Raw genomic sequence first — 23,240 nt, 5'->3', positions numbered from 1 at the left:
AATGTCAACACAAGAAAGAGCTGAAATTGTCCTGAAAACCATCGGAAACTGTGAGTTAGTGGGGCACATAGGTAAAAGTAAACTAGGTTCGGTATATGTTGTACAACACAAAAGTTTAGGTCTTTGTGTATTGAAACTCTTTAAAGATGATATTTCTCTAACGAAAAAGTTTTTAAAGTCGTTTCGTAAAAATATCGATATCATCAACGAGGTTTCCCATCCGAGTATTGCAAGTATATATCGTTTTTCTGAAGAGCCTTTTCCATACATGTTTCGCGAGTATGCGGAAGGGGTCTCTCTCGAAGAAGCCATTAAAAATGGTATTTCGCCTGTGCAAACAACTATCTGGATGGAAAAATTAACTCTCGCTTTACAGGCAGTGTATAACTTCAATGTTGCGCATAAAAACCTAAAACCGAGTAACATATTTCTCAACGATGAAAATTTGACGATCGTTGATTTTTGTTTACCAGCTTCTTCTTCTTATTACTTGTCTCCAGAACACTGCAGAGGAAAGCGGTGTACTCACCGAAGTGATATGTATAGTTTGGGTATTATGTTTTATGAAACACTAACAGGTAATGTTCCTTTTCGCGGTAAATTTCGCAATGTAAAAAAACAACACCTGGAAAAAACGTGCCCTCCGATACCTGGAATTCCTTCAGAAATAGATCGCATTTTGACAAAAACCCTCGCCAAGGAAAAAAACGAACGTTATGACACCTTGATGGATCTACTCCATGATATACGCAAAGCACGTCAAGTTTTTACAGATAACAATGAACTGGTGAAGAAAAATATTACCTTCGCCATGGAACAGATCGTTCGCGATGACGAGAAGGATGATCGCGATGAAAAAGAGGATCATGACATCTCCATTACCATGGATCATGATGAAGAACAAGACGATTACCTCGAAGATCTCGAAAACTTTAAGCTCGATAAACTGGCGAAAAAATCCGTTTCTACATTGCAAGACTTTGCGAAAATAGAGCTTGGCAAACAGGACGAATTTTTACCTGGAGAGAAATTCTCCGATGAAACAGAGTTTCCTGAAGTGATATCCAAATCACTAGAATGGATTACCGACACAAGACAAATCCTTGAAAACGGTAAGGCTCTGGAAAAGTTTACATTAAATTTTGATAAGAACCATTGGGATCACATTGAGAACTACTTACAAAAAATTATTCGCCGTGAGTGCTGGATTATTGAACGAACAGAAGATGAACAAGTTTTACAACTAGTGGTTGACTTAGAAACGGCGAAGATATTTCGCTACTATAACTATTTCGATGATCAGATTAATAACGGTTTAAAGAAACTTCCTAAATACTCTACCATACACAAAACATTTTTCACCCAAATTACAGATTCTGTAGACACAAAGCACAGCCAATCGCAATCGCGAACATCGCTTTTTAGTATACTGGATACAATCATCAGTTTAAAAGACGATGGACAGCCAGATATGGAAGAAAGTGAATCTAGTAGTGAGGGAGGAGATGAAGAAGTCAAAATCGTCGAAGATGACAACTGGTTAAACGTCGACGAACAGGCGGGAGAGAATATTCGAAAGTTATCACAGCGCAAACAGCAAGATAATGAAGAACAACCAGAAGTAGAAACCACAACCGAGATTGTGGTGAATTTTAACAATCGCTATCAAGCTGCCGCGTGGCTCAAGCTAATTAGAGAAAATAATTTAGAGCAAGGCAAACACTTTGAACTCAATAAAAAAATAGATGAAAAGCTCAAGAGACGTTTTGTCATCAACCTACTAGCTCTTCAAGAATATCACAAACAACAAGAGGGAATCTCTAACGTAAAAGACTTTTTTCAAGGAGATTACCACATTGAGCGTCTTGACCACGGTGGAATGGCGACGGTTTTAAAATTGACAACGAAAAATGATATTACCATCATTTTTCTCCGCCCTGAAAACCATTGGGCGCGCGACTATTTTGGTGAGCACTTACGCATACGCAAAACCAAAGATGGCAAAGAGGGTGTCTATGCCGAAATGCCTAAGGATCATGTCGTTGTTGTAAAAGTGGCTTTTGAAGGCCGTGAAGAAGCATTGATTTACGAGTCGCGATTATTGTCAAAACTGGCAGAGGAAAAAAATATTCGTCAGTATATTATTGGAATGATTCAAGAAGGAAGTTTTCTCGCCTCTTCAACGGACTCCAACGCAGACCAAGAGCGCGTGGGTTATTATTTGATGATGGAGTACGCTGCCCAAGGAAATATCGAACAGTTTAGCAAACGTTTTCCACACAATAGACTTTCGCCTGCGGTGGCCTTCAATGTTCTTTATGCCATGGTGCTTACGCTACAGTTTCTAAAAAACCGTGGTATTATACATCGCGATATTAAACCGCAAAACATATTGATGTCCGAGGAAATGGTTCCTAAACTAGGTGACTTTGGACTGGCAATTACCGTGGATGAAGCGGGATCAAAACTCAACGAAGAACGGCGTAGGCTTTTAAAACTCGTGGATAAGGAGTTTTTGCACATCAGTACGGAAAAAGAGCAATGCGAATCGCGTTTGCAAAAGCTACAAGAAAAAATTAAAAACTTATCCTACCCCAGAGACGGCAAAACGTTCGAAAGTTTGTCTGAACAAATCACGGAACTAAAGTCACAATTGCGTAAACTCGTTGAACAAGAATTGCAACGTGCAGATAATCTGAAGCAACGTTATCGCCCGATGACCGCAGAGGAAATTGCTGTAAAAGGAGAATTTGCTGGTTCAATGATTTATGCCGCCCCTGAGCAGTTTTCGCCTTCTAAACTTTTGACCTGCAATTGCGATATTTATCAACTCGCTGCGGTAACCTACACGATGCTTACGGGTAAACCTCCGGTGCAGGGCAAGAATATTTCTGCGATCATGAGTCAAATTATCCTGTCTCAGAAGCCAAAAATAGTTGATGAGATAAAAAATGTCCCGGTCGTAGATGCCATAAGTGACTTAATTTACGATATGATGAATAATGATTCCGAAAAACGCATTGCGGTGGATGAAGTGCGCAAACAGTTAGAAAGAATTCTTGTTAAGCACTTCAAAGAGTTGCAACAATTACCTTATTATGGAACACCCCCAGATCTTTCGGACGAAGAGCAGAAAATATGGCAAGACAAAGTGTCTTATGCACAAAATGCCCACAAGCAATCTATGATGTACATCCGCGAATGGCATTTAAAAATAGCTGAAGAACATGAGCGTTTAGAAAAACAGAAAGCAGAAAAGGAAGACATTGACGTGATACAGATTTGGTGGGACGGAAATGAAATTCCCACTAATTTCCGCTTTCGCTGTCCTAAATGCAGTAAAAACTTAAAGCTACCCGCTTCTGTCGTCGGTAAAAAAATTCGTTGTCCGCATTGTCAATCGAAGCTAATCGCAAAACGCTTTCATCGGGAATAAAATATGAAACAACAATCTGGTTCAAACGCAATGTTCAACATTTTATATTCGATGATTCCCCTTTTGGGTTTTTGGCTCATAGAAAAGTACTACGGACTACAAGCGGGTATTATCGCTGCCGTTGTGCTATCGTTTATTGAGGTGGCTTGGGTTTATTATCGTGAAAAACGTTTGGAACCCTTTGCTGTATGGAGTGCAGTTCTCATCGTCATTATGGGGGTGATTAGTTGGGTGACGGAAAGTGCCACTCTTATCTTATTAAAACCCGCCATTTTTGAAGGAATTTTTGCAATTATATTTTTATTTTCGTCATTTATTGGTAAGCCGTTTATGGCGATTATGGCGGAGAGACAACTCAAGGGACAGACCATCACCACTTTTCACAGTCTCTACTTCAAGGGATTAAACCTACGCATTGGTATATTCTTCCTAATTCACACTCTTTTAACGGTGTATGCGGCTTTGTATTTAAGTAAAGACGCATGGTTTTTTGTAAAAGGTATACTTTTTTACTTGATGTTTTTTGTGTTTTTTGCGTTTGAATTTATGTATTCGCGGTTTAAAGCGAAACGCTATCATGAAAAGATGGAAAGTCAGTATGCTTTTTTGCAGTATCAACAAAACTTAGCAAAGCAGATACGCGAAGGAAAAAGTCGTGAGTAAAGAAAAGGAATTACACCGCATATTGCGCCGTTGTTTTTATCGCTATATTTTTCATCGTTTTGTGAAAGATATGAGTAGCATTATTGTTACGATGGGGCTTTTAGCCCTTGGAGTTGTTGTGAGTTTTGGTTATGTAGAAGTCTTAGGAATTGCGCATGTTATTTATCCTAAGAATGCAATTATTTACTTTGCAGCAATGGTTGTGATTACGGCGGTTGTTTACGCTATTTGGCAAGTAATTTTTCATCGACCGTCTATGCGCGAAATTGTGAGCAAAATAGATAATGAAGCGGATATGGAACAACAATTATTGTATTGTTATGAATTTGTGCACAATCGCGATGATTTGGTACTACAGTACATAGCGCAACATGTACATGATAAACGCAATCAGTGGCAGCGTTATCCCTCGACAACAATAACCAATAGTTTTGTTAGGCAAATTATTTTAGTAGCTATTTGGCTTGCGGCGGTGTGGATGATTTTTACTTCACCATCTATTCCTTTTGCAAATGCAAAAAAAATAGCGCAGAAAAACGCGAAACATCAAAAACAGAAAAGTCCTGACAAACAAAAGCAAAAGCAGAAACAAAAACAAAAGCAGAAAAAACAACAGAAAAAGAAGCAACAACGCAAAAAACAGCAACAAAAAAATTCCAACAAACAAAAACAAAAACATAAGCAAAAACAAAAGCAGAGAACACCCCAAAAGAAATCGCCAAAAGGTGGGAAAGGAGCACCACAAGGAGGTAAGGGGAAAGGCAAAAAGAACAACAAAAAGAACAACAAACAACTTCCCAAAGCAAAACCCAAGAAAGAGGAAGTATCCTCTTTGTTCTCGAAAGGCGATGATGTTGATTTAAATGCCAATGTTGGAACAAGCAACAAGGGGGATATTTCAGATATTGAAATGTTCCACCGCAACCTAAAACAGCTCCCTATATATTTCCAAAAGCAGTTTCTATCTCCAGAAGATAAAATGGCTATCAAGCGTTATTTTAACATGATTAGACCGTCAAGAAACTCAAAAACAAAAGAATAGCTAAAGGATAACCTATGTCATTTTCCTTCAAACACAAAAATGTATTTCTCAAAAAAGGCAAAGCAAAACCTTTTTGGTATAGACATCCGTGGGTATTTTCCGGAGCCGTCAAGAATGTCAAGGGGAAACCTGAAAATGGCGATATCGTGGAAGTTTTCGATCACGACCGTCGTTTTATTGCTAAAGGTTTTTACAACGATAAATCGCAGATTATGGTGCGTCTTCTCACTTGGGATTTACACGAAAAATTAGATTATAAGTTTTTTGAACGCCAGATTTCTCAAGCGATACATTTGAGAGATAACATATTGGCTCTGTCGTCGAAAACCAACGCATACCGTTTGATACATAGTGAAGCCGATGGGTTACCTGGACTCACCGTTGATCGTTATGACAACGTTCTTTGTGTACAACTCACATCTTTTGGTATGGACAGACGACGTGACATGATTTTTGACATACTACAAAAAGTCACCAAAGTACCGACCATTGTCGAAAGGTATAGCTCTGGTATACGTAAGCAGGAAGGGTTACCTGAAATTGATTACAGCGTTACCGGAAATAAGCCTGCTGAAACGATGACGATCCATGAATACGGTCTCAACTTTCGCGTAAGTTTATCGCGTGGGCAAAAAACCGGCTTTTACATTGACCAAAGAGAAAATCGTCTTTTGGCATCGAAGTTTAGCTATAACAAACGTGTTCTCGACGCATGTTGTTACAGCGGAGCTTTTGGAATATATATGTCGAAAAAAGGAAAAGCCAAAGAGGTTGTTTTTCTAGATACATCAAAATTTGCCTTGGAAATAGCTCAGGAGAATGCATCGCTCAACAACTGTTCGAATTGTACCTTTTTGCACAAAGATGTATTCAATGACTTAGAAAAAATGCACAAAGAAGGTGAAAAATTCGATACGATTGTGCTCGATCCGCCGAAAGTGATTACGTCAAAAAGTAGTTTACACAACGGCTTAATGGCGTTGAAATCCATCAATGCTACGGCGATGAAAATGCTAACAAACCACGGTATATTAGTGACGTGCGATTGCTCAGGCATGATATCCGTCCCGAAATTTATGCAAACAATCAATGCTGCGGCGATGGAAGCCGAGTGCGAGGCTAAAATTATCGATAGCCGTTCCGCAGGACAAGATCACCCGCAAAATCCCGCTTGCCCAGAAAATTCGTATTTGAAAACATTGTTTGTGTCGATAACGAAAAAACCTAGTACATAGAGATGAATTATTATGGATATAACACATCGCCCAAGAAGGCTACGCAACAATAAAATTCTGAGAAAAATGGTTCGTGAAACACACTTAGACATGAGCGATTTCATCACCCCGTTGTTTATCGTTCATGGCAAAGATAAGAAAAACCCTATCCGTTCAATGCCGGGCATTTTTCAGTTTTCCCTAGATAGATTAGAGGAAGAAATTGAGGAAATGTTGGCGTTGGGTCTTGAGCAAGTCATTTTGTTTGGTATTCCGCAAAGTAAAGATGAAGTTGGTTCCGATTCCATATGTGAATCGGGGATTATCCAAAGAAGCGTGCGTTTTCTCAAGGCAAAGTACCCCGAGTTATACGTCATTACGGATGTCTGTATGTGCGAATACACAGACCACGGACATTGTGGAATCATATGTGAACAAAGTGTTGACAATGATGCCACGTTGGAATATTTACAAAAACAAGTGGTCAGCCATGCACAAGCGGGGGCTGACATGGTCGCTCCCTCAGGTATGATGGATCACATGGTGGCAGCAATTCGCAGTGCTCTCGATGCGGAAAAATTTTCACATATTCCTATTATGAGCTATAGCGTCAAATACGCTTCAAGTTTTTATGGACCTTTTCGCGATGCGGCAGAATCTCCCCCACAATTTGGTGATCGTAAGAGCTATCAAATGGATTGTGCCAACCGACGTGAAGCGATAAAAGAAGCGCAGTTGGATATACAACAAGGGGCAGATATTCTCATGGTAAAGCCCGCTTTGGCATATTTAGACATTATTCGCGAGCTGAAGTCCATAACACATGTGCCGATCGCCTGCTACAACGTAAGTGGGGAATACAGCATGGTTAAGGCGGCTGCGGAAAAAGGTTGGATTGATGGTGAAGCGCTGATGATGGAAACATTGCTATCTATGAAAAGAGCAGGTGCGGATATCATTTTGACCTATTTTGCCAAGGAAGCCGCTAAACTTTTGCGGGATAAGTAAATTTGTTTTCATATTGGTGCCCTCACCATCGACTTGCAGATTTCAGCTACGCTGAAAGCAACAAGTCTCATACCTCTCCCACTGGGAGAGGTTTCATGCTTCTCTTTTGGTAAAAACAAAATTCACTTGATTTACGGAACACGTTTATCATTTGTCTCCCATTTAACACGCATAAAATAAAACAATAAAAACAAATAAGACGTGTTACGCCTCTCCCTGTGGGAGAGGCATGAGAATATGAGATTTCAGCATAGCTGAAACTCATAATTCGATGGTGAGGGCACCAACACACAAAAAATCTAATTAAAGGTAAAAAGATGCTAAACAATTTCAGCAAAAAATTGTGTGATCTCGCCGAAAAGTATATGCCCGAACCTTTTACCTTGGCAACAATGATCACTTTTTTTGTGTGTGCCATCGCTGTTTTGTTTACGCCAACGACTTCCACACAAGTATTAGAGTATTGGTATAAAGATTTTTGGAGTTTTTTACCGTTTTCTATGCAAATGTGCATGATACTCGTGACAGGCTTTGCGCTTTCGACGACAACTGTGGTCAAGAAAATGATCCGCTACATCGCAAGATGGCCTAAAAATAACGTACAAGCGACATTTGTTGTGAGCTTTATCTCCATTTTTTTCGGATTTATCAATTGGGGACTGGCACTTATTATCGGAGCTTTTTTAGCAAGGCAAGTTGCGATCGAAGGACGACGTAAAAACATTTCATTACACTATCCCATTTTGGGAGCGGCAGGGTATATGGGTTTAGCTGTTTGGCATGGAGGGTTGTCTGGCTCAGCTCCATTGCTTCTCGCCACTAAAGGGCATTTTCTCGAAAAATTTACGGGAATCGTTCCTGTTTACACCACTTTATTCTCACCTTTGAATATCGCATGCACGATAATTTTGCTTATCGGTATTCCTGTTTTTCTCGCAGCGCTTGCACCACGCAATGAAGACGAGATGGTGACGTTTTGTGAACAAATAGAAGAAGAGGACGACATTTCTTCTGCGAAGTCCTACGTGGGTGTTTTTCTTGGACTTGTGGGATGCGTATACATTATTCAGCACTTATGGATACAGCAAAAAAACTTTGACCTTAATATTCTCAACTTTAGTTTTTTATTTATCGGGATCTTGTTGCATCGCGATCTCGATAATTATTTTCATGCGGTAAAAGGCGGTGTAAAGGCTTGCGCGGGTATCATTCTCCTCTTTCCCTTTTATGCCGGTATAAAAGGAATTATGGTGCACTCCGGCCTGGCGCAAAACATTGCACAAGCTTTTGCGGATATCTCTAGTTCCACTACTCTACCCATCTATACCTTTATCAGTTCTGGAATTACCAATTTCTTTATTCCTTCTGGTGGAGGTCAATGGATTGTCCAGGGAGATATCGTTATACAGAGTTCGCAACAGTTGGGTATTTCGACCCATAAAGCGACCTTAGCATTTTGCTATGGCGATCAGTGGACAAACTTACTACAACCATTTTGGGCGTTAGCACTTCTCGAAATTACCGGATTACGTGCTAAGGACATTATGGGGTATTGTATGGCGGTGATGCTTGTAGGAATACCTGTATTTATTACACTTTTGTATATTTTTCATTAGGAGATTGGTGGAATATGTCTGTGGATGAGTGGTTAATTCAACAAATCATTTCTTGCAATTTGCTTAGTGCAGAACAACTCGCGGCGATAAAAGAGATCAAAAATACCACAGGAGATACCTATGAGAAGATTCTTGTGGACAAGGCTTTTATGCTACCACAACAACTACAGCAAATGAAAAGCCAATACCAAAAAGCAATAACACAACGTAGAGAAGCGACAGCTACATCAAAAACGATGGCAAGTAGTGTCTCTAGTCCTGAGGCCACAAAGTATCGCACGATAAAAAAACTTGGTGAAGGTAATTTTGGCGAGGTATTTCTAATTTACGATAATTATTGGAAACGCAATCTCGCTTTGAAAGTACTGAAGTCAAACCTCAACGATGAAGTTTCCATTAAGCGTTTTCAACGTGAAGCCAGATCAATTGCTAAACTCCACTATCCAGGAGTGGTAAAAGTTTATGACATGGGGGAGCAAAATGGCAAATATTATTACACGATGGACTATATCGATGGTCTGCCCCTAGATGAATACATCAAAAAAGAAGGGCGTATTTCCTCTAAACGCGCTGCGCGGATCATTCGCGATGTGGCTAAAGTTGTTGAACACGCGCACAGCCAGGATGTCATACACCGTGATATAAAACCAGAAAACATTATGATTGGTAACGATGGCAAGACCTATGTGACGGATTTTGGTTTGGCAAAAGGTCTATACAATGATAGCAAGATTTCGGAAGCGGGAAATATTCTCGGCACGCCATCTTACATGTCACCAGAGCAAGCCCAAGGTAAAAAGAATCAACTGGATAAACGCACCGATATTTACGGTATTGGTGCTACACTATATGAGTTGATTACCGGACGTCCACCTTTTGTGGGAAAAAATACTCCGGTAGTGCTCTACAATATCGTGCACAAATATCCGCGTTCACCGCGTTCTATTCACAGTAGCATTCCCGAAGTAGTGGAGCGAATTTGTTTAAAGTGTTTAGAAAAAGATAAGAATAAGCGTTATCAAAGCATGTCGGACTTTATAAAAGATATCCAAACTTTTTTAGAGGCCAAGACCATGCGCATTGCAAAAGCTGCGGTAACGAAGAAGAAAAAATATAATAGCAATGTGATTGCGGCCATTTGTGGAGTCATAGTTGTGGTAACAAGTGCTATTATTTACACCGTTGGCTCTACTCCTCAGACGAAGCGAGTGACGTCAAAGACGCGCACTGCAAAAAAAACAAAACAAACCGTACAAAACACCAAACAAACCGCAAAGGCTACCGCGAACAACAAAAAAAATGTCGCAAAAAAGACACTGCGCGAAACAATGTGGGAAGACTACGCAAATGTGGACCAAAACATCGCGCTACAAATGGTGATTCTAAAATCTATTATGCGGCGCTTTCCCGAAGATTATGACAAAATTCAGAAGGCGTTACAACAAGTAGAATACGATGCGTTTGTTCGTACAAAGCTTGTCGACGGTACTTTTTTTGAAGGTACTTACTACGGGGCTTTTCATGTGAAGATGTCTTGGTTACAAGCCAACGAAACATGCAAAAAAATGCAGGGACAACTTGCGGTGATCGACAATGAAAAATCCCAGGAATTTTTAAAGTCGTTTATTCAGCACTCGCAAAAGAATATCTGTCAGTGTTTTGCACGATGCTGGATTGGACTAAGACGTGAAAATAATGTCTGGCGATGGGTAAACAACAAGCCGCTAGAATATGCAAATTGGATGGAGGGCGAGCCCAACAATCGTAAAGGTTTTGAATATTATGTCGAAGTAATTAATGGTGAGAAGTGGAACGACAACATAGATCAACAACCATTTAATTTTATTTGTGCGTGGTCTGTAAAAAAATAGGACAAAAACATGGCTATAAATATTCCGCAAACAACAGTAAATTTTACTGTAAAAGGTACGGAAATACGCATGGTGCTTCAAGGTCATCTCGACTGTATACATCTTGGGTCTGTGTGGCGACAAACGTTTAAGTTTCTCGATAAAAATTCCGCGGAGAATGTTGTCATAGATGCTTCTGATGTTGTATATTGCGATGGTTCTGGAGCAACTTTATTTGCAAAAGTGCGCGAAAAAGTCAAGGGAAACATGCAAGTCGTAGGACTGAAAAAAGAATTTCTTCCTCTTGTCGATATGTTTGAACTCGAAACACTTGCACCACTTCCACAGAAAAGCAAGGTCTCTATCATCGAAGAGATTGGTAGGGCTACCCACTCTATTTTGAAAGATTTACGCGAAATTATTACTTTTACCGGGGAACTTCTTGTTGCCATTTTTTGGGCAATGAAAAATCGCCGACAAGTTCCATGGGGAGATACGTGGATCAATGCGGAAAGTGCCGGAGTGAACGCATTACCTATTATCTGTCTAATTGGTTTTCTCCTGGGGCTTATTATGGCGTTCCAATCCGCAGTTCCTATGAAGCAGTTCGGTGCCGAGATCTTTGTTGCCGATCTAATTGGACTATCTATGCTCAAAGAGTTAGGGCCACTTCTTACCGCAATTGTACTCGCTGGACGCAGTGGTTCGGCATTTGCGGCAGAATTAGGAACAATGAAAGTCAATGAAGAGATCAATGCTCTGGTGACAATGGGACTTGACCCTGTGCGGTATTTGGCGGTAACGAGGGTGATTGCCTCGGTAATGATGACGCCGATACTGTCTTGCTTTTGTTGTTTATTTGCGCTGATGGGCGGTGCTATTGTTATCTTGTCCCTTGGTTATCCCTTAGTCATTTATATGGATCGTATTGCCCAAGCCGTTACCATCACTGCTTTTCTCGCCGGTGTTGTAAAGTCTGTTGCTTTTGCCATTCTCGTTGCCGGAGTGGGGTGCTTGCGCGGTTTACAAACAGGGACAGGCGCAAAAGCTGTGGGGCAATCTACGACGAGTGCCGTCGTTAGCGCCATTGTTCTCGTCGCGGTTGCTGATGCGATATTTTCCGTGGTATTATTTGCGTTGGGGATTTAACAATGGAACCGATTATAAAAGTTAAAAATCTAACGGCAAAATACGAAGGCCATATGGTTTTAGACTCGTTAGATTTCGAAATACATCGCGGAGAAGTTTTTGTTATTTTAGGCGGATCTGGCTGCGGAAAGAGTACGCTTCTTAAGCATCTCATTGGTTTATATGCTCCTTTTAGCGGAAGTATACACATCGACGGTGATGATATTGTGACCGCCAGCCAACATGAACGTAAAAAAATCTTGCGTAAAATAGGTGTTATGTACCAAAGTGGAGCTCTTTTCGGCTCGATGACTTTGCTACAAAATGTGCAAATGCCGCTAAAATTATTCACCGATCTCCCCCCAGATGCCATTGAAACGATTGCACGCTGTAAATTGAAATTAGTATCGTTAGATGCTTTTGCCCATCACTTTCCCGCTGAAATAAGCGGCGGTATGCAAAAACGTGCAGCCATTGCCCGCGCAATGGCTCTTGACCCACAAGTGTTATTTCTCGATGAACCATCGGCAGGATTAGATCCAATTACATCATCTGAATTGGATGAATTGATATTACAACTCGCCGAAAGTTTGAAGATTACCTTTGTTATTGTTACCCACGAGCTACCGAGTATTTACACGATAGCTTCGCGTGTTATCATGTTAGATAAGCGCGTAAAAAAAATTGTAGCTGTTGGTTCTCCTCATGAACTTCGCGATACCAGCGAAGATCCTTGGGTTCGAAAGTTTTTTAAACGAGGTAAAGATGAATAAGAGTGGCTATTACAAGATTGGACTATTCACAATCAGTGGTTTTATATTATTTGCGGCAATGATTACCATGCTTGGAGCAGGGGCAGCTTTGGAAAATAGCTATTACGTAGAAACGTATTTTAACGAAAGTATTCAAGGGCTATCGATTGGAGCACCTGTCAAGTACCGTGGCGTACAGATTGGTAGCGTTCACGATATTGATTTTTGTCAAAACAGATATACATCGGAAAATGCAGAGTATACTGGTTACGTATACATTCGCATTGCTATTTATCCCAAACTGGTTGGCAGTGATGAAAATGCAAAGGAAAGTGAGCGTCAAAAGCGTTTACAGGAACTCATCGACCGAGGTATGCGTACGCGATTAGCGCAGCAAGGAATTACGGGGCTAGCGTATATTGAACTTGATTTTTTCAAGCATACTAAGGATAAGTTAGGGTACGATTGGAAACCGAAAAATATTTACATTCCAAGTACGGAGAGTACAATTTCCCAAGTGAGTGACTCTATTGTGACTACCTTAGAGAAAATACAGAATGTCGATTTTGAAAGCATTGCTTCTAACGTGAATCGCCTGATTATAACAACGAATAAGCTTGTGGCAACTGTGGAAAAAGGTGTGAGCGATATTGACGTAGAAGGGGCGCGAAAAGATATACAAAATTTAATCAATCGCACAAGTGATGTCGCCGTTGAAGTGGAGAGGTTTTCTGCGCGTATCAACGAGTTTTTGGGTGACCCAGAATTAGAGAGCGTTCCTAAAGATGTTAGTAGGATTGTCAACAACTTTGCAAAGATGACAGCGGACATGCAAGACTTTACCAAAGAATTACAGCCTATAGCCAAAACACTGAGCGAGAGTGTCAATAACAGTATACAAAATTTTGGAAAACTTGGCGAAGAATTAACGCAACTCACCAAAGATATTGATGATATTGTACGACAACAAGAGTTAAAGGACACGATTGCCGAAATGCCGCAGATTGCGAAGCAATGGACGTTGATGGCAAAACGCCTCAATATGGTAATTCGCACGAATCAGGCAAATATCAATCAGGCAGTGCGCAATTTGCGTATTTTTGCTGAACATCTGAAACAAGTGTCAAAAAATGCGGAAAAGTACCCTGCACAATTGCTTTTTGGAGATCCTCCAGCGCGCGAAAGGAATAAATAAATGAGAGGAATACTTGTCTTAATCACCGTTGCTCTTGTGACGGGTTGTGTCGATGTAAAGCAACCTTACGTAGAGAAACAATTTTTTTTAATCCAAGTGCCAAGTGCGGAGAAAGCATCGCAAACGATACCTGGCAGTGTACTTCGCGTAGTTGATTTTGATGTTTCTCCGGCATTTACCGATAAGGAACTTGTCTATTTACAGCAAGATAATCAATATACTTCGGATTTTTATAATTCGTTTTTTATCTCGGTATCGAATATGTTTACCGAAGCATCAAAAAATTGGCTACAGCAAAGCGCAATGTTTTCGCAAGTCGTTTCATTAAATAGTCTTATTGACGCCAATTATATTTTGGAAGGTTTGGTACAAGGTGTCTATGGTGACTTTCGCGACCAAAACGCCCCTAAGGCGGTGTTGAAGTTGCAATTTTTATTGTTGTCGGTAAATGAAAACGGCGAAAATGAAGTGATTTTGCAACAAAATTTCCATGAAGAAGTGTCGATTGCGGACACCAGTGCTGCGGAACTCGTGAAGGGGTGGAATAGCGCTTTGGAAAAGGTATTACAAGATTTAGAGGGGAAGATTTCTGCGGAGATATTGGAAAAATAGTGGTTCTTCTTTGTATTGATGCCCTCACCAATGCGAAAACGAAAATCTTATCTTAAGTGACCAAAAAAAGCCTGGGAATTTCCCAGGCTTTTTCATTTCAGTACAGAAAACTATTATTTCTTGTCATACTTTTTGTGGTGTTCTTTTTTTGTGTCGTACTTTCTCTCGGGTTTCTTCATTTCAAAGCGTTTTTGACGTGGTTTACCACGAAGTATTGCTGGAACCGCAATTGCAGCACCAATACCGACAACAGCAGCACCCATTAGAATTACTTCGAGTTGTCCTTTGTGCGCAAAGTATAGACCATCTTCGTTGCTACCAAATTCAAAAACAGCTCTTCCCAAATGTCGTGTAAGTGTGTCGTGTGATGGCAATAGTGCGCTGTGAAAAGGTATTTTTTCTTTTTTCAGGACACCTTCAAAAATACGTAAGAATTGGATGGCAGTATTCCACCATCTTGCGACCAAAGTTTTTTGGTTGAGATACAACACTCCTGTGCTGTCACTGGAAACACTTTTGATACTTTCTTGGAAGTCGGCGTCGTCGGCAAGAGTATTTTTTGCGTCTTTTTGCCATGCCATATGTCTTTGTAAGGCTTGGGCGCTGTCGCTAAAATAAAAATGTCCGTCATGGATGACGTATGCCATTCCTGAGAAAGCGTTTGCAATACTACTCACAACCATTTGCATCGGGTTGCGCATCGTATTACGTGGATCGAAAGGATTGGTTCCGAGTTTTCCCAAAGGTGCACTAAAGTAATTTAGTGTATATCCATCGCGTTCTACACTTTTTATTTGTAACTGTAGAAGGTTCGCCATGCTCTGCAAAGAGTTTTGTAGACTATCGTTGTCGCCTACCGTGTACACAGCAATAGAAGAGGGGAGAAGACCACGACGTGGTAAGATACTGGCTTGTGCTGCGACTCCGTGTAGTGCTTTGGCAAATTGCTCCATGTCGAGATTCATATTTTGCTTTAGCATTTGCAACCCTTGTTCATACTGCTGCATAAGTCCCATTTGTCCTTTGGGGTCTAAAAGACGCAGAATATTTTGCACCTCTTGCATGAAACCTGCAAAGTCTACGTTTCCGCAGGTAAAACTCATTGCGGTATCAGGAACTTTTTTGGCATTTGCCACAACGTCCATTTTGGTGTGTGGAAAGAGTTTGAAAAATCCTTCCTTGCCATGAGGAAGATGTAAAAAGCCGTAAGAGTGGATATTGCGTCCAGCAAAATTAGAACTAAAAGCAATAGATTCCATGCTATACACTGCTGCGCGTTCCAACATCATATCGATGTGTGGTGGAATAGCTTGTTTGGCAAAATTCCACGCTTCTTTGGTGTTTAAAAAACAAGCGAAAGTGGTAACTTCGCCTTCGGGAGTAATTCGTTTGTATACATTGGCGAACTGCTCACTGTGACGTAAACCTTGTTTTTCACCATAAAGTTGGTCCATGAGTTCTGTACTGCTTGCGACAACGAGCGTGTTACCTTCAAATACAAAACATCCAGGCATGGGACCGCGGCGTACAACTACGTTTTGTAGCTTCTGCTCTTGCGTTTGAGGAGCCACAAGACGTTCGATGATTTGACGCACTTCTTCGGAAAACTCGATAGCAGCGGCAAAGTTTATTGGGATTTTGCGGTTCGCAGGATTTACCCCGGTAACAGCTAACGTTACTTGTCCCTTTACGGCATTTAGCAGTGTATCTAAAGTGATATTGCTACCTGTTTCGCGATTGATTTTGCTGAGTTCTTTGCCAATTTCGTGTTGCATTTCCGGACCAAATTTATCCATCATCGGAGCTAAAAATTGTTGTACTTCTTCTTCTTGATATAGTTGATAAAGGTCTGACTTTAGAAAAGCCGTTTTTACATCGTCAACGCTAGGACACCACACTACAGCAAGAGTTTTTTGCGGAAGAGCATTTAGCAAATCGAAACTCTTTTCCTGTGCATGTAGCGCAACGCTCAATGCAAATATTAAATATAAGATGCGCTTCACTATTTTCTCCTTTTAGTATGCTGAGGACCAATACTGTCCATCACTGCCTTGACCGTAAGTAGGGGATTCATTTTTACCAGAAAACGCCGCATTTACTTCCGGTTCGTAGTTTCCTGTGTAGCGTTTGGCGTTGTTCTCTGTTGCAAATACTTCGCCACTTTCTGTAACACAAAAGGCACGCTTTCCCGTTCTTCTGTAATTTACAGGCCATGCATAGCAGATAAAACGGATTTCTTGATTTGAAATTGTTTCATCGCTGACTTTATCGGAAAATTTGCTCGACTCGGCGATTGCGTTTTGGAATCCTTGCGAACCAGGCAAATACATACGGAAGTAATAGCCGCTTTTTTGCGCAACACCACGATAATTAGGTTGCAAAGTTCTTGATAAAAACCCATATTTAACAGGCTTATCTAAACGACCACTTTGCCCGGTAAGTTCTTGAAGAAATGCATATTCACCTACGCCGTTTTGATTGCGATCAAGATAACAGCCACTTTGAAAAAGAGCCTGTGATGAGCTGATACTGCGCAGGGTCCCAATGGCAGAACTTTCGTTTGCCGCTATGCGTGAACTGCGAAAAGGACTGGCGTCACCGATTAGGTCTTCTAGTGCGTTAAATAGGTTTTCAATTTCGCGTTTAACTTTGCGTCTCTGACGATAAGGAAGTCCTTCTTCGATTAAAAATAGTGCAAATATTGGCAAACCTAGCATCTTAAGTCCACCCATGTGACTATAAGACTCAAAAGAAACTCCGTCCGTGTTGGTGACAAATCCCAAACCGGCAGGAGTAAAATACTTGCCAAGAGTATCACCATCAGGTAGTAGAGCTGTTTCTAGAGGAATGCCTGCAGCGCGTGCGTATCCTTCCAGACTACGAAGTGCAGGTAGGAAAGTGTTCCAATAGGTACTAAGTCCCGAACGCAAATTACGATAAGCAAAGATCGAAGGATTTTTTACCGTAAGACTGGCGTGTGCTTTTTGGAAATCGCCGTTGGTCGTCAGGTTATTTTTTCCATGAGTGTTTATATAATCTTTCAGAGTCTGAACTTGTCCCAGGTGAATATAACCATCATCAAAAAAGAAACCCATGCCGCCTAAGAACACTCCCGTGGCAATAAGATCATCTTCGCGGTGCCAACCACCCCAACGTCTCTTTGCGGTAACCGAGAAGTAATGCAGCGTACGTCCTTTGTACACCATTTTATGAGAAGAGAACATGCGCACTTCTTTTTGAATCATTCCCAGTAATTTACCAAAAGTAACTGGATCATTGCATTGGGCGATGAGCATCGTGTGAGGAATTAGACCACTGTTGTTGTTCGAATATTGAAAAAGCGCCATTTCACCGAAAAGTGTGCCCAAATCATTTTTGAAAGACATCCTTAGTTCATTGTCCGCAAGTTCCATCTCGCGACGAAAACCTCTTATTTCGCGAGGTTCTACGGCTAAAATGAGCTTTTCGATTTTGTTAAGTAACGATTGCAAGCTGAAGTTGACCGCCAAGGCAAGGTGCGTTGTAGCGGGCATTTTGGTGAGTATCTCTTCCGAAACAGGTTCGTAAATAAGTAGATCTTTTAGTGGAGAATGTCCGGGAAAATCGATGAAAAGTGCATCGTGAAGATGATCTCCCGCAATATTAAGAGCCATGGAGACGGAGTTGAGTTTGTTCAAATGTAAAGACTGAAAAACTTCACTCTCTTTTTTTCCAAACATCGGTGAAAAAGTTTTGTATAGCTCTGCGGTATTGATATGAACAAAAATCCCCGGTGTGTGGTCTTTTTGCACTTTTTTCTTCGCCTTTTGATAGGCCGCATTGTTTTTGAGTGACTTATCGTGGTCTGCGGAAACAAGATTTAAAAGATCCATGCTGGTTGCCGCAAGAAGGTGAGTTTCTGTCACCTTTAGATGTGCCATGCCAGGCATATGGTATACACCGTTCTCGTCTTTTTGCATTTGTTGCTCCAACATAGGTAAAGCTTGTTGGGCAAGTTGCATACCTTTTTTTAGCTCAATGCACACTACCGCTTCTACGGGAATTTGTTCGCGCATATTGACCGCGGTAACGGCGACAGTGATCTCTCCAAGAGCCACTTGCTCCGCCTGTTGCATTGCTTGATGATATTGCATCAAGAAAGGTTGTAGTTGTTCTTGATATGGTTCCATTAAACCCGCAATCACCTCGCGTATTTGCGGATCGCGTGTTAAACGAGCAAGACTAGTATTTTGTAATGCATCTACAGCTTTTTCTATATTAGGAAAGGTTACAACGAAAACGCTATTTTCCGGTAACCGTTCCTCTACAGATTGCGCCATAAGTGCAACACTCAATAAAAGGATTGCCAAAACAATAAAAATATTCTTCATAAATAACTCCTAGTAATGAAGTCCTTAAACATTGATGTGCAAATGTTAAAGACTTTGGAGTTTTTGTCAATAGGAAATTTAAATTATTTTAAAAAATTGAACTGGGCGTGGGGGGAAGTATGGGATTGTGAGGAGGAGTAATCACCGAACTGCTTTATGCAGTTCGGTAAGGTTAGCTAACTATTTCCATTCGCTAACATTGTTGTAGTAAATCGGTTTGTAACCAGACATAGAAGATAGGTTACGTGTGCGCTTTGAAACCGCCCAGTCAATACCAGAAGCTTCGATAACACTTACAGTTCCGCTTGGATTGTTTTCGATAACGAGAACAATGTGACTACCGCGTTTGTTTAATGCGTCGCCTTTTTTCAACTTGGAAGTGGAACTCAGTTGTGTCGAAACTTGACCGATGGTGCTTGTTCCGTATTTTTTACTGGTTCCCCAGGCACGAGAAACGAATCCAGAGCAGTCAACGCCTACACAATGATTGTCTCCCCAAGAAACGGACTTGGTGTAGTCACTTCCGGCATATTTTCCTTGTGAGGCTTTTTGTTTGAATACAGAAACGCTGGTAAAGCCACCCCATTTGTAAGGAATTTTGTAGTGAGAGCCGGATTTTACCCATTTTGGGGTACGGATTTTAGAGCCGTCGGGTAGTGTTTTTAGCCCAGTGGTATTTTTGGATTTACAGCTCCAATATACACCAAGGTACGCTTCGGCGTTCCAGATGATTTGGCTGCGAGATATACGTGTTTTTGGTTCTTCTACCACTTCATCTGTTACTGGTTCTGCTATCTGCGATAAATGATCGTTGTAATGATGAGCATAGTCGTATGGCCAAGCAGTTGCACCGTCTTTTTCGGTACTTAAAGTGATAATATCGATACCTTGTGGAGTGAGCATCATTTTAAACAAAGTGTTGCCAATTTGTTTGCAATCGTTGTAGCTGAAGTTGTTGTGTATATTCGGTATTGTTGTGGCGATCACATGGCCACGATTGCGAATGTTTAGGCACAAAATTTGTTGCGAAACTTGTATTGGGCTACTGGAAATAAGGTTTTCTATACGAACAAATACTTTGTCTCCGTGAACTCCTAGAGGAACAATCGAACCTAGTTCTAGTTCCGTGGGAATATCAAAGGTCATTTCTAGGTCGTTGTGGTGAACAACAACTTTGCCCATGTTTTGCGCTACTTTTTCGGTGTAAACGTGGGTGTTGCCGTATTGCCAGCCCTTGACGGTGCGACCATCTTGCGATGGATCTAGGGTCGAGCCGTTGGCTAGGTGAAGTACGGGCATATTGTTTACAATGTGAATACCGGAAATAACGTCTTTGCCAACGCTATGTGAGGATATTTGACGCGAATTGATGATGTGTAGTTTTTGATCCGAAGTAACGACAAAAATTACTTGGCCCTGAACAGCGATATCAATGGCAAAAGCAGGAATGTCGATGCTTTTGATGTACTCTTGCTGTGAAAGGGAATAATGTAAAATACGCTGTTCGCTACTGTGAAGTAAATAGAGATCGTCACCAGAAACATAGAAATTGTCTATTCCGGTAGCGACATCTGTATTATTATGAACGGTAATTTGTCCACGTTCGTAGGAAACAGAAAAGATTTTGTCTATGGCAAAATCTGCGTGCAAAGCCACTATGAGTAGTAGCGCTATGCATAAATTCTTCATTGTTCTAACCTCCTAATGTTTTAGAAACGAATTATTTTTATCATAACATATCTTTATTTTGCTGTCACTAGTTAGGTTGGTTTAGGTAAGAAAAGAGTTTTGTTTTTGTATTGGTGCCCTCACCATCGAATTTAAGGTTTTGTGCGAGCTAAATTTATTTGGTTTAGGTAAGAAAAGAGTTTTGTTTTTGTATTGGTGCCCTCACCATCGAATTTAAGGTTTTAGCTTTGCTAAAAGCCTTAATTCTCATGCCTCTCCCACAGGGAGAGGCGTAACACGTGGAATTTGATACCATTCGTTTTGTTTTATGCGCGCTAAATTTATTTGGTTTAGGTAAGAAAAGGGGTTTGTTTTTGTGTTGGTGCCCTCACCATCGAATTTAAGGTTTTAGCTTTGCTAAAAGCCTTAATTCTCATGCCTCTCCCACAGGGAGAGGCATAACACGTGGAATTTGATACCATTCGTTTTGTTTTATGCGAGCTAAATTTATTTGGTTTAGGTAAGAAAAGGGGTTTGTTTTTGTGTTGGTGCCCTCACCATCGAATTTAAGGTTTTAGCTTTGCTAAAAGCCTTAATTCTCATGCCTCTCCCACAGGGAGAGGCATAACACGTGGGAATTTGATACCATTCGTTTTGTTTTATGCGCGCTAAATTTGGTTCGCAAATCAAGTGAATTTTGTTTTTACCAAAAGAGAAGCATTACACCTCTCCCTGTGGGAGAGGTATGAAAATAGGAGTTTTCAGCTACGCTGAAAACTTGCTATTTGATGGTGAGGGCATCGCATACCAGTAGAATTCAATCTTCCAAATAAAGCTTCGCCGATTTTTGTTTGTGCGCTGGATAAATTGCCATCGCGGTTTTGTGTTTGCGAAAGCCTAACTTCCCGTAGAATTCTTCTTTGCCGACTGTGGTTGTTAGGACAATGAATTGCTTATTTAGTTTTGCCAGTAAACGGTTCATAATTTCGCGTCCCAGTCCTTTTCCTTGGTGTTCAGGTAAAACCGCGATATCGAAAATACCAGAGTAGTAAACACCGTCGCTAATGGCTCTACCACCGCCGACGATCTGCGCGTCTTGATACACTAGAACTACATGACTACTTTGCGAAAAAGCTTGTTGTAGCTCTGTGGGGTTTCGTTGTCCAAGATCGGTTTTTTCGTACAAATCACACAGTTCCTCCCAAGGTACGCTTTCTAAATCTTCTGCAAATCGATACATTTTTACTTCCTCGCAAATTACGATAAATTCAGTTGTGACGAATGAGTAATTGTAACTCAAATAAAAAAAAATCCAACCCAAATGCTATTTTTGACACTAATGGGGAAAACCTATGGAAAGTCTATTGGGAGAAAAAAATGAAAAATAGTATTTGGAAAAAATTATCGTTCTTTCCACCGATTATTGTGGGAATGCTCACGCTCGTTTGGGCGAATGCGCGCAATAGTTTACTTCATGAACATCAGCAACAACCGCGTAAAGTAGTTAAGACAATTCCCGTGACAACATCTGTTGTCGTGCCGCGTATCAAGAGTTATGGCTATGCGCAGCCCTCACGCACTTGGGTAGGTATGTCTCAGGTGAGCGGGGAGGTAATTTATGTTCACGAAAAGCTCAAAAAGGGCGAAATAGTTCATAAGGGTACTGTTGTCGTGAAAATAGATCCCCGTGAATATGAGATTAACATCACTAAACTCAACGCAAACTCAGATCGTATCGACGCACAGCTAGAGGAATTGCGTGTTTCTATGGAAAACAATAAGGCGCTATTAAAAATAGAGCAGCAAAGTTTGGAGTGGAACAAGAGAGAAGTAGAGCGGCAAAAGAAATTGATGCGTAATAACGTAGCCGCACAATCGACATACGAAGCGCAGTTACGTAATTTTCTAGCGCAAAAACATCGTGTGCGCTCTTTGCAAAACAGTCTCAACTTAGTGCCCACACAAAAGAAAATGTTGCTAACGCAGAAGCAAGAAATTGCAGCGCAATTGCAAAGTGCCGTGCGCAAGTTGCGATACACCAAAATTCGTGCGCCATTTACCGGGCTTGTTACCGAAGTAACGGTTACACAAAACCAAGTGGCTGCGTCTGGACAAGTTCTCCTGCGTGTGGATGACATTTCTGTGATGGAAATAGAGGCACAGTTTTGGAAAAAACTTGATCATTTGTTACCAAAAAACGAAAAACGTATCTTGGGTAAAAAGTTGCGGGAAAACCCACAGTTGTTAAAGCAAATGGGTGTGCAGGCAAAAATTACTTGGGAAGGCAATGGACGCAGACTTATTTGGCATGGGGACTTTGTTCGATTTCGTGATGATATTGACCCGCAAACACGTAGTTTTGGGATGGTGTTTGCCGTTTACAACACTCCACAAGAAGATGTGCCTATCGACAAACGTCAATTTATGGTGAAAGGTATGTTTTGTGAAGTGGTGATTTTGGGAAAAAAACGCGCGGCGCTTTGCATACCTCGTCACGCAATGCATAGTGGGAACACTGTGTATTTTGTCGATAATAACAGCCGTTTACAAAAGCGCGCCATTCATGTCGACTTTTGGCAAGACAACATGGCAATTATTGAGAATTTACCGAATGAGTATCCAAAAATTATTGTTTCTCCCGTGGTACCTGCGGTGAATAATTTGCATGTAATGGAAGGAGATTAGT

The 23,240-nt window shown here is 41.0% G+C and carries 16 protein-coding genes; 12 read left to right on the top strand and 4 right to left on the bottom strand.

The genetic code is table 11. The annotated features are described in order from the left end of the window. The first annotated feature begins 1 nt into the window (after position 1). From UABAM_RS31070 to UABAM_RS31020, 11 genes are all read left to right on the top strand, one after another. A complete protein-coding gene (locus UABAM_RS31070) occupies positions 2 to 3,436 on the top strand; it encodes a protein kinase domain-containing protein (RefSeq protein WP_151971877.1) in 3,435 nt (1,144 codons plus the stop codon). 3 nt (positions 3,437 to 3,439) lie between these two features. Beyond that, entirely contained in the window at positions 3,440 to 4,099 is a 660-nt protein-coding gene (locus UABAM_RS31065; RefSeq protein ID WP_151971876.1) for an inner membrane-spanning protein YciB, read from the top strand. Next, the gene (locus tag UABAM_RS31060; RefSeq protein ID WP_151971875.1) at positions 4,092 to 5,141 is read left to right on the top strand and encodes a hypothetical protein; all 1,050 of its coding nucleotides are present in this window, start codon (positions 4,092 to 4,094) and stop codon (positions 5,139 to 5,141) included. The genes UABAM_RS31065 and UABAM_RS31060 overlap by 8 nt, the downstream gene beginning before the upstream one ends. Positions 5,142 to 5,155: 14 nt before the next feature. Continuing rightward, positions 5,156 to 6,376 carry a class I SAM-dependent rRNA methyltransferase gene (locus UABAM_RS31055; protein WP_151971874.1) on the top strand — a complete coding sequence of 407 codons (1,221 nt, stop codon included), beginning with the start codon at positions 5,156 to 5,158 and terminating at the stop codon, positions 6,374 to 6,376. Positions 6,377 to 6,388: 12 nt separating this feature from the next. Further along, a complete protein-coding gene (hemB, locus tag UABAM_RS31050; protein ID WP_151971873.1) occupies positions 6,389 to 7,363 on the top strand; it encodes a porphobilinogen synthase in 975 nt (324 codons plus the stop codon). A gap of 317 nt (positions 7,364 to 7,680) precedes the next feature. Continuing rightward, entirely contained in the window at positions 7,681 to 8,979 is a 1,299-nt protein-coding gene (locus tag UABAM_RS31045; RefSeq protein WP_151971872.1) for a short-chain fatty acid transporter, read from the top strand. A gap of 20 nt (positions 8,980 to 8,999) precedes the next feature. Continuing rightward, positions 9,000 to 10,850 carry a protein kinase domain-containing protein gene (locus UABAM_RS31040; protein WP_173013675.1) on the top strand — a complete coding sequence of 617 codons (1,851 nt, stop codon included), beginning with the start codon at positions 9,000 to 9,002 and terminating at the stop codon, positions 10,848 to 10,850. Positions 10,851 to 10,859: 9 nt separating this feature from the next. Next, positions 10,860 to 11,978, top strand: coding sequence for an ABC transporter permease (locus UABAM_RS31035; protein ID WP_151971870.1), 1,119 nt, complete (start codon positions 10,860 to 10,862; stop codon positions 11,976 to 11,978). Positions 11,979 to 11,980: 2 nt separating this feature from the next. Further along, on the top strand, positions 11,981 to 12,730 hold the full coding sequence (locus UABAM_RS31030; RefSeq protein WP_151971869.1) for an ABC transporter ATP-binding protein: 750 nt from the start codon (positions 11,981 to 11,983) through the stop codon (positions 12,728 to 12,730). Next, positions 12,723 to 13,904, top strand: coding sequence for an MlaD family protein (locus tag UABAM_RS31025; RefSeq protein ID WP_173013674.1), 1,182 nt, complete (start codon positions 12,723 to 12,725; stop codon positions 13,902 to 13,904). Before UABAM_RS31030 ends, UABAM_RS31025 begins: the two co-directional genes overlap by 8 nt. Continuing rightward, a complete protein-coding gene (locus tag UABAM_RS31020) occupies positions 13,905 to 14,516 on the top strand; it encodes an ABC-type transport auxiliary lipoprotein family protein (protein ID WP_151971867.1) in 612 nt (203 codons plus the stop codon). A 113-nt stretch (positions 14,517 to 14,629) separates the two neighbouring features. Here UABAM_RS31020 and UABAM_RS31015 read toward each other — a convergent pair whose 3' ends face one another. From UABAM_RS31015 to UABAM_RS31000, 4 genes are all read right to left on the bottom strand, one after another. Further along, complete coding sequence (locus UABAM_RS31015) at positions 14,630 to 16,519, bottom strand: DUF3352 domain-containing protein (RefSeq protein ID WP_151971866.1); 1,890 nt, start codon at positions 16,517 to 16,519, stop codon at positions 14,630 to 14,632. A gap of 12 nt (positions 16,520 to 16,531) precedes the next feature. Next, positions 16,532 to 18,886 carry a hypothetical protein gene (locus tag UABAM_RS31010; RefSeq protein ID WP_151971865.1) on the bottom strand — a complete coding sequence of 785 codons (2,355 nt, stop codon included), beginning with the start codon at positions 18,884 to 18,886 and terminating at the stop codon, positions 16,532 to 16,534. Between the two features lie 180 nt (positions 18,887 to 19,066). After that, positions 19,067 to 20,575 (bottom strand): NlpC/P60 family protein, encoded by a 1,509-nt coding sequence (locus UABAM_RS31005; protein WP_151971864.1) that lies wholly within the window; start codon positions 20,573 to 20,575, stop codon positions 19,067 to 19,069. A gap of 796 nt (positions 20,576 to 21,371) precedes the next feature. Then, positions 21,372 to 21,794, bottom strand: a complete 423-nt coding sequence (locus tag UABAM_RS31000; RefSeq protein ID WP_151971863.1) for a GNAT family N-acetyltransferase — start codon at positions 21,792 to 21,794, stop codon at positions 21,372 to 21,374. A 137-nt stretch (positions 21,795 to 21,931) separates the two neighbouring features. Between UABAM_RS31000 and UABAM_RS30995 the strand changes: the two genes are divergently transcribed. After that, entirely contained in the window at positions 21,932 to 23,239 is a 1,308-nt protein-coding gene (locus UABAM_RS30995; RefSeq protein WP_173013673.1) for an efflux RND transporter periplasmic adaptor subunit, read from the top strand. Position 23,240: the final 1 nt, after the last annotated feature.

The sequence above is a fragment of the Candidatus Uabimicrobium amorphum genome (assembly GCF_009002475.1).
Classification (GTDB): Bacteria; Planctomycetota; Uabimicrobiia; order Uabimicrobiales; family Uabimicrobiaceae; genus Uabimicrobium; species Uabimicrobium amorphum.
This window is presented reverse-complemented; position numbering and strand designations above follow the sequence as displayed.

Excerpts from the sequence above, each read along its gene's own strand:
- UABAM_RS31070 (WP_151971877.1), top strand. The coding sequence starts at position 2 with ATGTCAACACAAGAAAGAGCTGAAATTGTCCTGAAAACCATCGGAAAC.
- UABAM_RS31065 (WP_151971876.1), top strand. The coding sequence starts at position 3,440 with ATGAAACAACAATCTGGTTCAAACGCAATGTTCAACATTTTATATTCG.
- UABAM_RS31055 (WP_151971874.1), top strand. The coding sequence starts at position 5,156 with ATGTCATTTTCCTTCAAACACAAAAATGTATTTCTCAAAAAAGGCAAA.
- hemB (WP_151971873.1), top strand. The coding sequence starts at position 6,389 with ATGGATATAACACATCGCCCAAGAAGGCTACGCAACAATAAAATTCTG.
- UABAM_RS31045 (WP_151971872.1), top strand. The coding sequence starts at position 7,681 with ATGCTAAACAATTTCAGCAAAAAATTGTGTGATCTCGCCGAAAAGTAT.
- UABAM_RS31035 (WP_151971870.1), top strand. The coding sequence starts at position 10,860 with ATGGCTATAAATATTCCGCAAACAACAGTAAATTTTACTGTAAAAGGT.
- UABAM_RS31030 (WP_151971869.1), top strand. The coding sequence starts at position 11,981 with ATGGAACCGATTATAAAAGTTAAAAATCTAACGGCAAAATACGAAGGC.
- UABAM_RS31025 (WP_173013674.1), top strand. The coding sequence starts at position 12,723 with ATGAATAAGAGTGGCTATTACAAGATTGGACTATTCACAATCAGTGGT.
- UABAM_RS31020 (WP_151971867.1), top strand. The coding sequence starts at position 13,905 with ATGAGAGGAATACTTGTCTTAATCACCGTTGCTCTTGTGACGGGTTGT.
- UABAM_RS31010 (WP_151971865.1), bottom strand. The coding sequence starts at position 18,886 with ATGAAGAATATTTTTATTGTTTTGGCAATCCTTTTATTGAGTGTTGCA.
- UABAM_RS31005 (WP_151971864.1), bottom strand. The coding sequence starts at position 20,575 with ATGAAGAATTTATGCATAGCGCTACTACTCATAGTGGCTTTGCACGCA.
- UABAM_RS31000 (WP_151971863.1), bottom strand. The coding sequence starts at position 21,794 with ATGTATCGATTTGCAGAAGATTTAGAAAGCGTACCTTGGGAGGAACTG.
- UABAM_RS30995 (WP_173013673.1), top strand. The coding sequence starts at position 21,932 with ATGAAAAATAGTATTTGGAAAAAATTATCGTTCTTTCCACCGATTATT.